The sequence below is a fragment of the Dokdonella sp. genome (assembly GCF_044227025.1).
GTDB lineage: Bacteria > Pseudomonadota > Gammaproteobacteria > Xanthomonadales > Rhodanobacteraceae > Dokdonella_A.
Genome location: NZ_JBGAFX010000005.1, coordinates 216,727 through 229,796 on the forward strand (window position 1 = coordinate 216,727; position 13,070 = coordinate 229,796).

General features: G+C 66.1%; 12 protein-coding genes. 4 read left to right on the forward strand and 8 right to left on the reverse strand.

The features are described from left to right. Positions 1–50 precede the first annotated feature (50 nt). Complete coding sequence (crcB, locus tag ACILRJ_RS13475) at positions 51–437, reverse strand: fluoride efflux transporter CrcB (protein WP_395683711.1); 387 nt, start codon at positions 435–437, stop codon at positions 51–53. Positions 438–679: 242 nt separating this feature from the next. Here crcB and ACILRJ_RS13480 point away from each other — a divergent pair, with 242 nt between their 5' ends. Then, positions 680–3,982: a proprotein convertase P-domain-containing protein gene (locus ACILRJ_RS13480; RefSeq protein WP_395683712.1), complete on the forward strand. Its 3,303-nt coding sequence runs from the start codon at positions 680–682 to the stop codon at positions 3,980–3,982. A 218-nt stretch (positions 3,983–4,200) separates the two neighbouring features. Continuing rightward, positions 4,201–5,415, forward strand: a complete 1,215-nt coding sequence (locus ACILRJ_RS13485) for a multidrug effflux MFS transporter (protein ID WP_395683713.1) — start codon at positions 4,201–4,203, stop codon at positions 5,413–5,415. A gap of 74 nt (positions 5,416–5,489) precedes the next feature. Here the strand turns inward: ACILRJ_RS13485 and ACILRJ_RS13490 are convergent, their stop codons facing one another. The 7 genes from ACILRJ_RS13490 to ACILRJ_RS13520 form a co-directional block, all read right to left on the reverse strand. Further along, the gene (locus ACILRJ_RS13490; RefSeq protein WP_395683714.1) at positions 5,490–5,735 is read right to left on the reverse strand and encodes a hypothetical protein; all 246 of its coding nucleotides are present in this window, start codon (positions 5,733–5,735) and stop codon (positions 5,490–5,492) included. 97 nt (positions 5,736–5,832) lie between these two features. After that, positions 5,833–7,749 carry a M2 family metallopeptidase gene (locus tag ACILRJ_RS13495; RefSeq protein WP_395683715.1) on the reverse strand — a complete coding sequence of 639 codons (1,917 nt, stop codon included), beginning with the start codon at positions 7,747–7,749 and terminating at the stop codon, positions 5,833–5,835. Positions 7,750–7,882: 133 nt separating this feature from the next. Further along, positions 7,883–8,368: a hypothetical protein gene (locus ACILRJ_RS13500; RefSeq protein WP_395683716.1), complete on the reverse strand. Its 486-nt coding sequence runs from the start codon at positions 8,366–8,368 to the stop codon at positions 7,883–7,885. Between the two features lie 11 nt (positions 8,369–8,379). Then, positions 8,380–8,694 carry a cell division topological specificity factor MinE gene (minE, locus tag ACILRJ_RS13505; RefSeq protein ID WP_395683717.1) on the reverse strand — a complete coding sequence of 105 codons (315 nt, stop codon included), beginning with the start codon at positions 8,692–8,694 and terminating at the stop codon, positions 8,380–8,382. A gap of 3 nt (positions 8,695–8,697) precedes the next feature. Next, positions 8,698–9,510, reverse strand: coding sequence for a septum site-determining protein MinD (gene minD / locus ACILRJ_RS13510; protein ID WP_395683718.1), 813 nt, complete (start codon positions 9,508–9,510; stop codon positions 8,698–8,700). A gap of 106 nt (positions 9,511–9,616) precedes the next feature. Next, the gene (minC, locus tag ACILRJ_RS13515) at positions 9,617–10,390 is read right to left on the reverse strand and encodes a septum site-determining protein MinC (RefSeq protein WP_395683719.1); all 774 of its coding nucleotides are present in this window, start codon (positions 10,388–10,390) and stop codon (positions 9,617–9,619) included. 2 nt (positions 10,391–10,392) lie between these two features. Next, entirely contained in the window at positions 10,393–11,010 is a 618-nt protein-coding gene (locus tag ACILRJ_RS13520) for a GNAT family N-acetyltransferase (protein WP_395683720.1), read from the reverse strand. A gap of 227 nt (positions 11,011–11,237) precedes the next feature. On the opposite strand from ACILRJ_RS13520, the gene ACILRJ_RS13525 reads away from it, so the two are divergent. After that, positions 11,238–12,425 (forward strand): sensor histidine kinase, encoded by a 1,188-nt coding sequence (locus ACILRJ_RS13525; protein ID WP_395683721.1) that lies wholly within the window; start codon positions 11,238–11,240, stop codon positions 12,423–12,425. After that, positions 12,422–13,063, forward strand: a complete 642-nt coding sequence (locus ACILRJ_RS13530; RefSeq protein WP_395683722.1) for a response regulator — start codon at positions 12,422–12,424, stop codon at positions 13,061–13,063. Before ACILRJ_RS13525 ends, ACILRJ_RS13530 begins: the two co-directional genes overlap by 4 nt. The last annotated feature ends 7 nt before the right edge of the window (positions 13,064–13,070 follow it).

Below are 13,070 nucleotides of genomic sequence, written 5' to 3' on the forward strand. Positions count from 1 at the left end.
CGCTCAGCGCGGAGCGCGATAGCCGCCAGGCACAATGGTTTGTCTCGGCTTCACGCGCGCAGCAACAGGCGCATCAGTGCGATTCCGGCGAGCGTCATCAGCAGTGATCCGAACAGATGGGTCGCGATGATCGCTGCGGTCCAGGCATATTGCTGGCGCAGGAACAGCGTGACCGTTTCCGCCGAGAACGTCGAGAACGTGGTGAGGCCGCCGAGGAAGCCGGTGGTCAGTGCGAGGCGCGTGGCGATCGGCAACGCTTCGAAGTGCGAGAACGCTCCCATCGCGATGCCCATGATGAAACCGCCCAGCAGGTTTGCGGCGAGCGTGCCAAGCGGCAACGCCGGCAACAGCGGATTCAGTACAAGGCCCAGCATCCAGCGCAGGATCGCGCCGACGAATGCGCCAAAACCGACGGCGAGCACGGAAACGAGGTTCATCCAACGATCATCCCGTCGCGGAAGCGGGTGGCGATGCTAGCCGAAATGCGCCGGACGCGGCCGGTCCCACGTGCGCGACCATCCTTCGGGTTGCGTCCTGCGGCGGATGCCGTTTTAATGGCGGGAGTGCCCTGGCTCCGTCCGCGGGCGCATGCGGTACTCCGCATCAAGGACTGGACGGGCGTGACGCTGGGGCGTGCGCCACCTTCTGGACCGTTTCCGAACCGATCACTGGGGTAATCATGCGAGTGTTCAAACTGCAACGGGCCCTTTGCGGGCTCGCTCTCCTGCTTGCGTTCGCCGTCGGCGGTGTCGCCGAGGCGCGAATCATCAATGTCGAGATCCATCAGGCCAAGGGCGTCGATGCCAGCGTCGACTATGCACAGCTTGTCGAATACGGCCCGTGGGACGATCGCAACTATGCACTGACCGCGGCCGACCTTGCCTTTCTGCCGAAGGCGGAAACCGAGGCGCGCGATCCGCTGCCCGCGTTCTACCGGGTCTGGGCTCGCAAGGCCGCGATGGCCGAAGGCCATCCACTGCCGACCAGCGGGCCGGCGCAGTATCCGCGCAGCGCCGTCAACACGTTCCTGCAGCGCTTCGACGGCATCCGCATCGATGGCCACACCTACCGCGGCATCAACCGCATCGAAGGCAATCGTTTCGAGGTCTTCGACGAGGAAGAGCTCGAGGACATGGGTGAGGGCTGGCCGAAATTCCTCGGCACCGAAGTCAAGATCACCACCCCGGTCGGCGCCGAGGAAACCGCGATCGCGGTCAACCCGATCAACACGAACTACGTGATCGCCGGCAGCAACGGCCCCGGCAGCGGCCAGAAGATGTGGCGCTCGACCGACGGCGGCGCGACCTGGAGCAGTGCAATCAACCTGCCCGGTGCCACCTGCTGCGACGCCACGGTCGGCTGGTCCACCGATGGCCTGATTGCCTACACTTCGTCGCTGATGAGTTGCGGCGGCTCCGGTTGCGGCGTCGACTTCTTCCGCTCGCTCGACAACGGCGCGACCTGGACACGTACCGCCGGTCTCGTCGCGAGCGGCTCGGACAAGGAATACCTGCACGTCGATTCGTTCGCCGGTTCGCCGTTCAAGGACAACATCTACGTGTCGTGGCACCAGAGCAACGTGCAGAAGTTCGCGCGCTCGACCGACAAGGGCCTGACGTTCAGCACGCCGGTGACGCTCGATTCCGCGTTCAAGGGCATCGGCAGCGACATCACGACCGACAAGCTGGGCAACGTCTACTACTTCTTCCCGTCGACGACCGGCAGCAACATCCGCGTGGTCAAGTCGACCGATGGCGGCGCGACGTTTGCCGCCAGTGGCGTGACGGTCGCGAACACGGTGGCCTCGTTCGATTTCCCGCTGCCGTCGATGTCGACGCGCAACGCGTTCATCTACGCCGCCGCGGACGCAGATCTCAGCAACGGACCCTACGCGAACAGCCTGTATGTCGCATGGCCCGACACCTACGGCCCGGAAAGCGGCACGCCGGCCAACAACCATGCGCGCGTGCAGGTCGGTTACTCGCGTGACGGCGGCGCCACCTGGACCGTCACCACGCCGCATCCGACGGCCGACGGCCAGACCGTCGATCGCTACCAGCAATGGCTCAAGGTCGACGAGTGGGGCCGCGTGCACGTGGTCTACTACGACACCCGCCACAGCAGCGGGCGTACCGGCGTGGATCTCTACTACTCGGTGTCGCTCGACGGCGCGCAGACATGGGAAGCGCCGCGTCGCCTGACGACGGTAACCTCGCCGAAGATCAACACGTCGATGGAGTGGGGCGACTACAACGGCATGGACATGGCGATGAACGACATCATCGCCATCTACACCGACAACCGCGCCGTCAACAACGGCGACGTATGGGGCATTGGCGGTTTCGCCGATTCGCCGGGGCCGGACTACGCCCTGCAGGCGCCGAGCGACGTCCAGTACGTCTGCGCCGGATCGTCGATCACGCCGGTGTCGATCAAGGTTTCGTCCCTCAGCGGCTATTCGCATCCGGTCACGCTCAGCCTCCCGGGGCTGGACGGCGCGGTGTACAGCGGCGGCCTGTTCTCGCCCAATCCCGTCACGCCTCCGGCCGATGGTTTCCTGACCTCCGTGCTGACGCTTGGCACGCAGGCGGGCGCAAGCGGTGGCAGCCATCCGGTGGTCGTGCATGGCATTGACGACCAGGTCCCGGCGACGGAAAAGGAAATCACGCTCAACGTCCAGATCGCGTCCGGCCAACCCGGTGCGGTGACGCTGACTGCGCCCGCGAATGGCGTGAATGGGGTGGCGTTGCGTCCGGTCTTCAGCTGGGGTGGCAGCAACACCGATACGTACAAGCTCGAAGTGGCCACGGACGCGGGCTTCGGTTCGATCATCCTGACGCAGGTCGTAACGGGCACGACGTTCACGCCGACGACCGACTTCAGTGCCAACACGACCTACTTCTGGCGCGTCACGCCGACCAACGCCTGCGGCGCCGGTGCGGCTTCGCCGACCTTCAGCTTCACCACCGCGAATCTGATCTGCAGCACGCCGGCGATGGCGATCACCGACAACCTTCCGGCAGGCATCAATGACAGCCTGGTCGCTGCAGGTCCGGGTACGCTGACCGACCTCAAGCTCGTGATCAAGGCGACCCACACCTGGGTGGGCGACCTCAAGTTCACGCTCAGCAAGGGCGCGGGCAGCTCGATCGTGATCGACCGTCCGGGCTATACCGGTAGCGGTTTCGGTTGCAGCGGCGACAACATCGACGTGGTCATCGACGACGGTTCGGGCGTGCTGGTCGAAGGCCAGTGCAACGCGAGCCCGCCGGCGCTGTCGGGCAACGTCAAGCCGAACAATCCGCTCGCGACTCCGTTCATCGGCCAGACCCTCGCGGGCACCTGGACCCTGAATGCCTCCGACAACGCGGGCGGCGACACCGGCACGCTCGACCAGTGGTGCCTCGTGCCGGCCACCAGCGGCGGCCCGACGACGTACACGGTTGGCGGCAACGTCAGTGGCCTGACGGGTGCGGGCCTGGTGCTCTCGCTCAATGCGGGCGCGCAGACCTTGCCCGTCGCCGCGAACGGCAGCTTCACGTTCCCGACCGGTCTCGCCGACCTGTCGCCGTACGCGGTCACGGTCGGCACGCAGCCGACTGGCCAGATCTGCACGGTCGCGAACGGCAGCGGCACGATCAGCGGTGCGAACGTCACCAACGTCGCGGTCACCTGCGCGGGTCCGACGACGTTCACCGTCGGCGGCAACGTCAGCGGCCTGTCGGGTGCGGGCCTCGTGCTCTCGCTCAACAGCGGCTCACAGACCCTGCCGGTCGCGGCGAATGGCAGCTTCACGTTCCCGACCGGCCTCGCCAATGGCACGGGCTACGCGGTCACCGTCGGCACCGAGCCGGCGGGCCAGACCTGCGCGATCACGAACGGCAGCGGCACGATTGCCGGCGCGAACGTGACCAACGTCGGCGTGGCCTGCACGAACGTCGTCAGCGACGTGATCTTCGCGGACGGATTCGAAACACCGTAAGACGTTTCGGTGATCGGTCGGACCCTCGGGTCCGGCCGATCACTTTCACCGGGCAATTGCGTTCGGGATCGAAGGCGCTGCAAGGGTTTCGACTGCGTTCGCCGCGCCCAACGCGAACGGTCGGAAGCGACCTGCGGCCTTCCGGTCGGAAAACCCGCGCGCACTCGCGACGCGTACGCGGCTTCCATGTAGCATGTGCGACCGCATCGCGCACTCCGATGACCGCCGTCACCTCGCATCCCCGCCGTCTGCTCGCGCCGCTGCTCGCCGCCCTGGCGATGTTCGGTCCGTTCTCGATCGACACGATCTTCCCCGCGTTCCCGGCTATCGAGGCCGACCTGTACGCAAGCCCGCTTGCGATGCAGCAGACGATCAGCATCTACATGATCGCGTACGCCTGCATGTCGCTGTTGCACGGTCCGCTCTCGGATGCGCTCGGTCGCCGGCGCGTGATCCTCGTCGGCGTCGTCGTGTTTTCGCTCGCGTCGATCGGCTGCGCGCGGGCCGGTTCGATCGAGACGTTGCTCGTGTTCCGTGCCTTGCAGGGCATGTCCGCCGGTGCGGGGTTGATCGTCGGGCGAGCGATCATCCGCGACTGCTTCGACGGCGTCGAAGCGCAAAAGCTGATGTCGACGGTATCGATGATCTTCGGCATCGCGCCGGCGGTCGCACCGATCGTCGGCGGCTGGGTGATCGGCTTCGCGCGCTGGCCGATGATCTTCTGGCTGCTCGCCGGTTTCGCGCTTGCGTTATGGCTGGTCTGCGTCCGGCTGCTGCCGGAAACGCATCCGCGCGCGCGACGCCTGCCGCTGTCCCTGCGCGAACTGGGCGTGACCTGGCGCCTGATCGCGCGAGATCGCGCGTTTCTTCCGCTTGCGCTGGCCGGCTCGCTGAACTTCAACGCGCTGTGGGTGTACATCTCGTCCGCGCCGGCGTTCGTGCTCGACCTGCTCAAGCTCGACGCGCAGCATTTCGCCTGGCTGTTCGTGCCCGCAATCAGCGGCATGATGTTCGGCGCGTTCCTGTCCGGCCGCATGGCCGGGCGCATGACCGCGGCGGCGACGGTGCGCCTCGGTTACACGATCATGCTCGCTGCGTCCGCGATCAACGTGTTGGTGACCTTGCTGTTGCCGCAGCCGCGCGTGCCGTGGTCGGTGATCCCGATCGGCCTGCACGCGATCGGGATCGGCATGAACTTTCCGACCCTGACCCTGTTGTTGCTCGATCGTTTCCCGCAGCACCGCGGCGCCGTTTCGTCGGTCCAGGCGTTCATCAGTCTCGTGATCAGCGCGACGATCGCGGGCTTGCTGGCGCCGGTGCTGTCGCGCCATGCCGGCTGGCTCGCGGGCGCAGCGCTCGCTTCGACCGCGCTGGGTGCCGGCATGTGGCTGGTGTTCCGGCGCATCGCGCGCACCGAAAGCCGGTCTTCATAGGCGGATCAAGCCGCACCGCGGTGAGTCGCAACCCACGACAACCGCAAGCGGCACGTGCGTTGTGCGCGTAGCGCCTACAGCGCGGCCGGCGCGCTCTGCTGGCCGAGGATCGAGCGCAGCACGGCGAACACCTCGTCCTTGCTGCCGGTCACGGTGATCTGCGTGTCGCGCTGAACGCCCGTTCCGATGTTGACGGAATAGCCGATGCCAAGGTCGTTACCGTCCTCGTCGGTGCGTGCATAGGTCTCGGGCCGGCTGATGTAGACGATCGCGCCGGCGTCGATGAAACGGCCATCGGGAAGCTTGATCCAGCGTTGCATGGGGATGGCCGGTATTGGTGATCGGGGATCGGGGATTCGAAAAAATCCGGAACACTGCGCGGGGAGTCTAACAAATTCCGGTTCCCGATTCCCGGGCTCACTGCCAGCCGCACGTCTTGCCCTTGTTCTGCTCCTGCAACCACGCGTACAACGGCGCGAAGTAGTCGATGATCGCGCTCGCGTCCATTTCCTCCTTGCCGGTAAGCTCCTTCAGCGTCTGCTGCCACGGCTGCTGCGCGCCCTGCGAAAGCATCTTCCAGAACTTCGCACCGGCTTCCTTGTTGCCGTAGATCGAACACTGTGAAAGTGGGCCCTTGTAGCCGGCCGCGTCGCACAGTGAACGATAGAACTGGAATTGCAGGATGTCCGCAAGGAAGTAGCGCATGTACGGCACGTTGGTGGGCACGTGGTTCTTCGCGCCTGGATCGAAATCCGCCGGCGTCGCCGCGACCGACGAGGACAGGCCCTGGTACTTGCGGCGCAACTGCCACCAGCCTTCGTTGTACTTGTCCGGTGCGATCGAACCATCGAACACGCCCCAGCGCCACTTGTCGATCAACAAGCCGAACGGCAGGAATGCGACCTTTTCCAGCGCGAGCTTCATCTGTGCATTGAGGATCGCCTTGTCGTCGCTGCCTGCCTTGCCGGCGAGGCCGATCTGCGCGAGATAGGCCGGCGTGATGTTGAGGCGGATGGTGTCGCCGATCGCCTCGTGGAAGCCGTCGTTGGCGCCGCCCTGGAAGATCGGCGGGATGTCCTTGTAGGCCACGTAGTAATAGATGTGGCCCATCTCGTGATAGATCGTGTACTGGTCTTCCTCGGTCGGCCTAATGCACATCTTGATGCGCATGTCGGTGCTGCCGAGGTCCATCGGCCACGCGCTCGCGTGGCACAGCGCGTCCCGATCACGCGGCCGCAACAGCATCGACTTTTCGTAGAACGATCCAGGCAGCGGCGGGAAGCCGATCGAGGCATAGAAGTCCTCCGATCGGCGCACCATCGCTACGGCGTTCTTCATGTCCGCGTCGTGTTCGAGTGCGGCGACGTCGAGTGGCATCGGCCTGCCCTTGAACCCCTTGCGCAGGCCGTCGTACTGCGCCTTCCTCTGCGCTTCGAGGCGCTGGTTCACATCGAGGTTGCCCGCGCCGGGGTACGGTTGCAGCAGCGGATACAGGTTTGCCCAGTCCTGCGCCCACATGTTGCCGGTGATGTGCGCAGGGATCGTGCCGTCCTTCGGCATGCGCTCGCCGTACTTGTCGGCGAGCTTGTTGCGCGCGTAGCACTGCAGCTGGCCGTACAGCGGCTGCACCTGGTTCCAGAGGCGATCGGTTTCCCTCGCGAAGTCGGCCGGCGGCATGTCGTAGCCGGCGCGCCACATGGTGCCGACGTTGTCGTAGCCAAGGTCGCGGGCGCCCTCGTTGAGCAACTGCGCGAAGCGCTGGTAGTCCTTGAGCATGCCACGACCCACGCGATGCCAGCCGCTCCACGCGTCGAGCGCATGGTCCCAGTCGCGGTCGTTGGCGAGCACTTCCGACAGCTCGTCGAGGTTGCGGCAGCTCTTCGGGTCTCTCTCGTCCTTGCAGTACTTGCCGGAACCGTACGCGGCGGTGAGCTTGGAAGCGAGGTTGGTCAATTCGGTCAGGTGCGCGGGATCCTTCGGGGCGGGCATCGCGGTTTGCAGCTTCAGCAGTTCGATCGCGCGCTTGTCCCCGGCGTCGATGCCGGCGACCTTCTCGAAGCGGCGCGATTCGTCCACTTTCGCCGACAGCCACTTCAGCATCGCTTCGTTCGCGCGCGCGGTCAGCATCTGCGTGTCGTCGGTGATGTAGGTCTCGGCAACCCATTCCGCCGCGTTGGCCTGGAGGTACTGCGCCTTGAACTCGGCATTCATCTTCTCGACGAATGCGTGCGCGTCGGCGGGCGTCGCTCCCTTGACACCTTTCGTCTTCGCGGCAGACGCCGCCATCGAGGCCGTTGCAAGGATGAGGGCGATGGACAGCAGACGGAATTTCATGGGAGCTCCGCGGAAGGCCGAATCTGCGAGCCTAGTGTCGGGTCGTGCGTGCCGCAAGGTGCGATGCCGCAGGCGACGTCGCAAGCCGGGCTTGCTCGGCTCATCCACGCAAAGCCGCGGAGCAGGCGGCGTTCTACGAGAGCGGCAAGAGGCCCCGTTCGACCAGCCACGCGCGTGCATCCTCGGCGTCGTGCTCGAACCACGCGCGCGTCGAGCCGAGGCGGAACGTGTAGCCCCACGCGTCCATGTCGGCCATCACGCGCGCGCGACCGACACCGGGCAGGGCGTCGGCGAGCACGATCTGCAGGTAGCAGGTCGCGTCTTCCTCGGCCTGCGAGTCGGAGGCGTCGGTGTGGATCGATGCGCGTCGCTCGGTGGGCACGACGATCAGGTGACAGGCTTCGTGCAGCAGCGAGTGCACCGGGGTGTCGGAGCGCGCGTACACGGTGTTCGCGATCACGCCTGCCTCGCATTCGCCCCAGTAGCTGCCGGGAATCGGTGCGCCATCGTCGACCTGCGCGAGCCCGAGCGCGTGGCGCGCGAGCAGGGCGCGCGCGGATTCGAAGCCGATGTCGGCGAGCGTAAGCACCGCGTGCGCGGGGGACGCGGCAGCCTGCATGGCGTCGACGATCAGACTTCGTCGTCCTCGGTCGGCGCCTTCGCGTCGGGCGAGGGCGCTGCGTCCTTGCGGCGTTCCGGCAGCGTGACCGACAGTTCCAGCACGTCGCCTTCGCCTTCGCGCGTGACGTGGATGTCGACGGCGTCGGGGTCCACCGGAAAGTACTTGCGCAGTACCGCGAGGATTTCGCGCTGCATCGCCGGAAGGTAGTCGGTGCTGGCGCGGTCGCCCGACGCGCGTTCCTGCATCACGATGAAGCGAAGGCGCTCGGCAGCGACTGAGGCGGTGTTCTTCGGGCGCGAGCGGAAGAGATCCAGTAGTCCCATGTCTCAGCTCCCGAAGATGCGTGCGAGGAAACCCTTCTTCGTCGCTTCCACGAAGCGCATCGGGCGTTCTTCGCCACTCAGGCGCGCGACCGCGTCGGCGTAGGCCTGGCCCGCTTCGGATGCGTCGTCGAGGATCACCGGTACGCCGGCGTTCGATGCGCTGAGCACGCCGGTCGATTCCGGGATCACGCCGAGCACTTCGATCCCGAGGATGTCCTTGACGTCGTTGATGCCCATCATGTCGCCGTTGGCGACCCGGTCCGGGTTGTAGCGGGTCAGCAGCAGGTGTTGCTCGACGCCGCCGTTGCCCTGTTCGGCGCGGCGCGTCTTGCTCGCGAGCAGACCGAGGATGCGGTCGGAATCGCGCACGCTGGAGACTTCCGGGTTGACCACGACGATCGCGCGATCGGCGAAGTACATCGCGAGGCTGGCACCCTTCTCGATGCCGGCAGGCGAATCGCAGATGACGTAGTCGAAGCCGTCTTCGGCAAGCTCGTTGAGCACGCGCTCGACGCCTTCCTTGTTGAGCGCATCCTTGTCGCGCGTCTGCGAGGCGGCCAGCACGTGCAGGGTGTCGATGCGCTTGTCCTTGATCAGGGCCTGCTTGAGCGTGCACTCGCCCTGGATCACGTTGACGAAGTCGTACACGACCCTGCGCTCGCAACCCATGATGAGGTCGAGGTTGCGCAGGCCGACGTCGAAGTCGATGACGGCGACTTTCTTGCCGCGCTTGGCGAGGCCGACCGCGAGCGAGGCGCTGGAAGTCGTCTTGCCGACGCCGCCCTTGCCGGAAGTGACGACGATGATCTCAGTCAATGCAGTGTCCTCGGGATTCGAGATTGGGGATTGGGGATTCGGGAAAGCATGGTGATCGATTGGGTGACGGCAGCGCACTGTCGTGGCGGCATTTACGAATCCCGGATCACAGTTTCTTCAACATCAGTTTGTCGCCTTCCAGCCAGCACTGCACGCGTTGTCCGCGCAGGTCCTTCGGGATGTCCTCGAACACGCGGTACTGGCCCGCGATCGAAACGAGTTCGGCGTGGAATTCCTGGCAGTAGATGCGCGCGCTTTCGTCGCCCTGTGCGCCGGCGAGCGCGCGCCCGCGCAAGGCGCCATAGGCGTGGATCGAACCGTCCGCGATCACTTCCGCGCCGTTGCCGACGAGGGCGGTCAGGATCAGGTCGCGCCCGCGCGCATACACCTGCTGGCCGGAGCGCACGGGTTTGTCGTGCAGCATGCCGATCGCGCTCGCGGCCGGGGTCGGCGCGCGCGCTTCGACGACCGCTTCACGCGATGGCGGTGGCGGTGTCGCGCGTACGGCGGGCTCGGGCGGGGCGTCGTGCGCGCGCTCGTACGACGCGCGGAACTTGGCGATCACCGGGACGCCGAGCGCCTGTGCGATCTGCTCGTTCTCGCTGGTGCCGTAGGACAGGCCGACCGGCAGCATGCCCGATGCGCGTATGCGCGCGAGCAGGTCGCGCACGACTTCGACGTCGGGCAGTTCCGGCAGATGGCTGAGATCGAGCACGACCGGAGCGCGCAGGAACAGTTTTTCGGCGTTCTCGACCTTGGCGCGCAGTTCGGCCGCCAGCGCATCGGGGTTGAGCCGCTTGAGCTTGAGGTTGGCAATGCCGACCTGCCCGAACTTGATTTCGGCGACCGGTTCGAGGTCCGCAAGGGCGGCAGCGGTCATGCTCATGCGCCGCCGGCCGCGCGCGCGCCGCGATGTCGAGCCGGCTGGACGTGCTCGCGCTCGGCCAGCCAGGGCAGATCCGGCAGGCCCGCTGCACCGTGCAGATAGGTGTCGCGCACGAACGGGTAGCTGCACAGGGTCTTTGCCAGCAAGGCGACGCGGCGGCCGTTGCTTGGCATCGTCTGCTGTCCGACTTCGAGGAAGCCCCAGGTGCCGTGGAACAGCAGCGAAACGTCGTCGCGTGGTTCCAGGAACACCTCGCAGGTGAGCTGTGGCACGCGCGTTTCGGCGTAGCTGTTGACGTCGGCGTAGAACACGCGGCCGAGGCCGAGGCCGCGGTAAGGGCGCGCGACGACGATGCGGTCGATGTAGACGAACTCGGGGAAGTGCTTCTGGAACCACAGGAAGTTCGGGCTGTGGTAGCTCGCGTCCTCGCGCAGGGCGAGCAGGAAGCCGGCGATGTGCCCGTCGACTTCGGCCGCGCGGAAATAGCATGCCTCGTCGTGCAGCCTGCGCAGACCAGCGACATCCAGCGGCAGGATCGTGGAGCCAGCGGCGTTGTTGAGTGCGAGCACCGAGTCCAGATCGTGCGGCTGCACGTCGCGGATGCGTAGGGCCATGTCTTGCTCCGTGGAGGTTGCGGGCCGTTCGGCGACATCGTCGCCGTGGGTCAAGCCTGCTCCGGTCGATTATCGCATGCGCCCGCGATGCGGTCATGGCGCGCTGCGGGCGGAGGTGTTACGGGATCGTTAGGAAGTGCGGGCGGCAGGCGACCCTTCGGCGCCACTCCGGAAACAATGACTTCCGGGCAGGGTCGCGCGAGCGGCGCAGGTCCTATGATGGCGCCATGCCGTGGCCTCAGATCAACCACATCCAGTTGCTCCGCTACGCCGGCCTGTTCCAGTACGCCAGCGTCGGCACGCCGTTCCTGCGTTACGAGACGGTGGTTGAGGACCTCGCGCAGAAGCAGTTGCCGGGCAGCTACGTGCACCTGTGGCTCGCCTGCTACGTGGTGTTCGGCGTGGTCTATTGGTACCTCACCCACGATCTCGGCGATCGCCGCCGCACCCCCTGGAGGCGTGCGCTGCAGATCGGCCTGCTGGTCGTGCTGAACCTGATGGCGGTCGCGATCGGCTGGTTCAGCCAGAGCGGCATCTCCGCCCTGCTGCTCGCAGTCGTCGCGGTGGTGCTGCCGTGGCTGCTGCCGCTGCGCATCGGCATTGCCTGGATGGTGTTGCAGAACTTCTCGCTGGTGCCGGTGTTTGCCAGCATCCGCGAGCCGGCCTTCAGTCTCAGCGATGCGTTCCTGCAGTCGAGCCTGTATTCGGGGTTCATCGTGCTCGCGTTCGTCACCGCGCTGGTCACCAAGCAACAGGTCGAGGCGCGCGAGGAGCAGCGCCGCCTGAATTCCGAACTACGTGCGACACGCACCCTGCTGGCCGAATCGAGCCGGCTCGGCGAACGCATGCGCATCTCGCGCGAACTGCACGACCTGGTCGGCCATCATCTGACCGCACTCAGCCTCAATCTCGAAGTCGCCAGCCACCTGGTGCAGGGGCAGGCACAGGAGCACGTGCGGCAGGCGCAGTCGGTGGCGAAACTGCTGCTCAGCGACGTGCGTGAAGTCGTGAGCCAGTTGCGCGAGGGCGACAGCATCGACCTGACTCAGGCCTTGACCAACCTCACCGAAGGCGTGCCCGGGCTCGCGATCCACCTCGAATTGCCGCCGCGCTTCAGCGTCGACGATCCCAAGCGCGCGCAGGTGCTGCTGCGTTGCGCGCAGGAGATCATCACCAATACCGTGCGCCATGCCGGCGCGCGCAACCTGTGGCTGAGCTTCGAGCGCAGCGACGGCCGCCAGATGGCGATCCACGCGCGCGACGACGGTCGCGGTGCGGCCGAGTTCACCCAGGGCAACGGACTGGCCGGAATGCGCGAGCGGCTGGCGCAGTTCGGCGGTAGAGTCGACATCGTGACTGGCAGGGGCGAGGGTTTTGCGCTCGATGCCCTGTTGCCATTGGAGGGAACCACATGATCCAAGTCTGCCTGGTCGACGACCAGACCCTGGTGCGGCAGGGCATCCGTTCGCTGCTCGAGCTGTCCGATTCGATCCGCGTGATCGCCGAGGCCGGCGACGGCGTGCAGGCGGTCGAGACGATTCCGCGCGTCAAGCCCGACGTCGTCCTGCTCGACATGCGCATGCCCGGCATGTCCGGCCTCGACGTGCTCAACGCACTCGCGGCGAAGGGCGAGCTGCCGCCGACGATTATCCTGACCACGTTCGACGACGACCAGATCGTGCTGGCCGGCCTCAAGGCCGGCGCGCGCGGCTACCTGCTCAAGGACGTCTCGCTCGACCAGCTGGTCGATGCGGTCAAGACCGTTGCCGACGGCGGCTCGCTGGTGGCGCCGATGGTCACCCAGCGCCTGCTCAGCGGACTCGAGCGCATGCACAACGAGTTCGTCAGTCTCGACCGGCCCGACCCGCTGACCGAGCGCGAGACCGAGATCCTGCGCCTGATGGCGGGCGGCTACAGCAACAAGGAAATCGCCAATTCGCTCGGCGTCGCCGAGGGAACGGTGAAAAATCATGTCTCCAACATCTTGTCCAAGCTGGGCGTGCGCGACCGTACGCGCGCAGTGTTGAAAGCGTTCGAGCTCGGCATCGTCTGATCGCGCG

Coding starts and splice junctions, on each gene's coding strand:
- crcB (WP_395683711.1), bottom strand. CDS start 437: ATGAACCTCGTTTCCGTGCTCGCCGTCGGTTTTGGCGCATTCGTCGGC.
- ACILRJ_RS13480 (WP_395683712.1), top strand. CDS start 680: ATGCGAGTGTTCAAACTGCAACGGGCCCTTTGCGGGCTCGCTCTCCTG.
- ACILRJ_RS13485 (WP_395683713.1), top strand. CDS start 4,201: ATGACCGCCGTCACCTCGCATCCCCGCCGTCTGCTCGCGCCGCTGCTC.
- ACILRJ_RS13490 (WP_395683714.1), bottom strand. CDS start 5,735: ATGCAACGCTGGATCAAGCTTCCCGATGGCCGTTTCATCGACGCCGGC.
- ACILRJ_RS13495 (WP_395683715.1), bottom strand. CDS start 7,749: ATGAAATTCCGTCTGCTGTCCATCGCCCTCATCCTTGCAACGGCCTCG.
- ACILRJ_RS13500 (WP_395683716.1), bottom strand. CDS start 8,368: ATGCAGGCTGCCGCGTCCCCCGCGCACGCGGTGCTTACGCTCGCCGAC.
- minE (WP_395683717.1), bottom strand. CDS start 8,694: ATGGGACTACTGGATCTCTTCCGCTCGCGCCCGAAGAACACCGCCTCA.
- minC (WP_395683719.1), bottom strand. CDS start 10,390: ATGACCGCTGCCGCCCTTGCGGACCTCGAACCGGTCGCCGAAATCAAG.
- ACILRJ_RS13520 (WP_395683720.1), bottom strand. CDS start 11,010: ATGGCCCTACGCATCCGCGACGTGCAGCCGCACGATCTGGACTCGGTG.
- ACILRJ_RS13525 (WP_395683721.1), top strand. CDS start 11,238: ATGCCGTGGCCTCAGATCAACCACATCCAGTTGCTCCGCTACGCCGGC.
- ACILRJ_RS13530 (WP_395683722.1), top strand. CDS start 12,422: ATGATCCAAGTCTGCCTGGTCGACGACCAGACCCTGGTGCGGCAGGGC.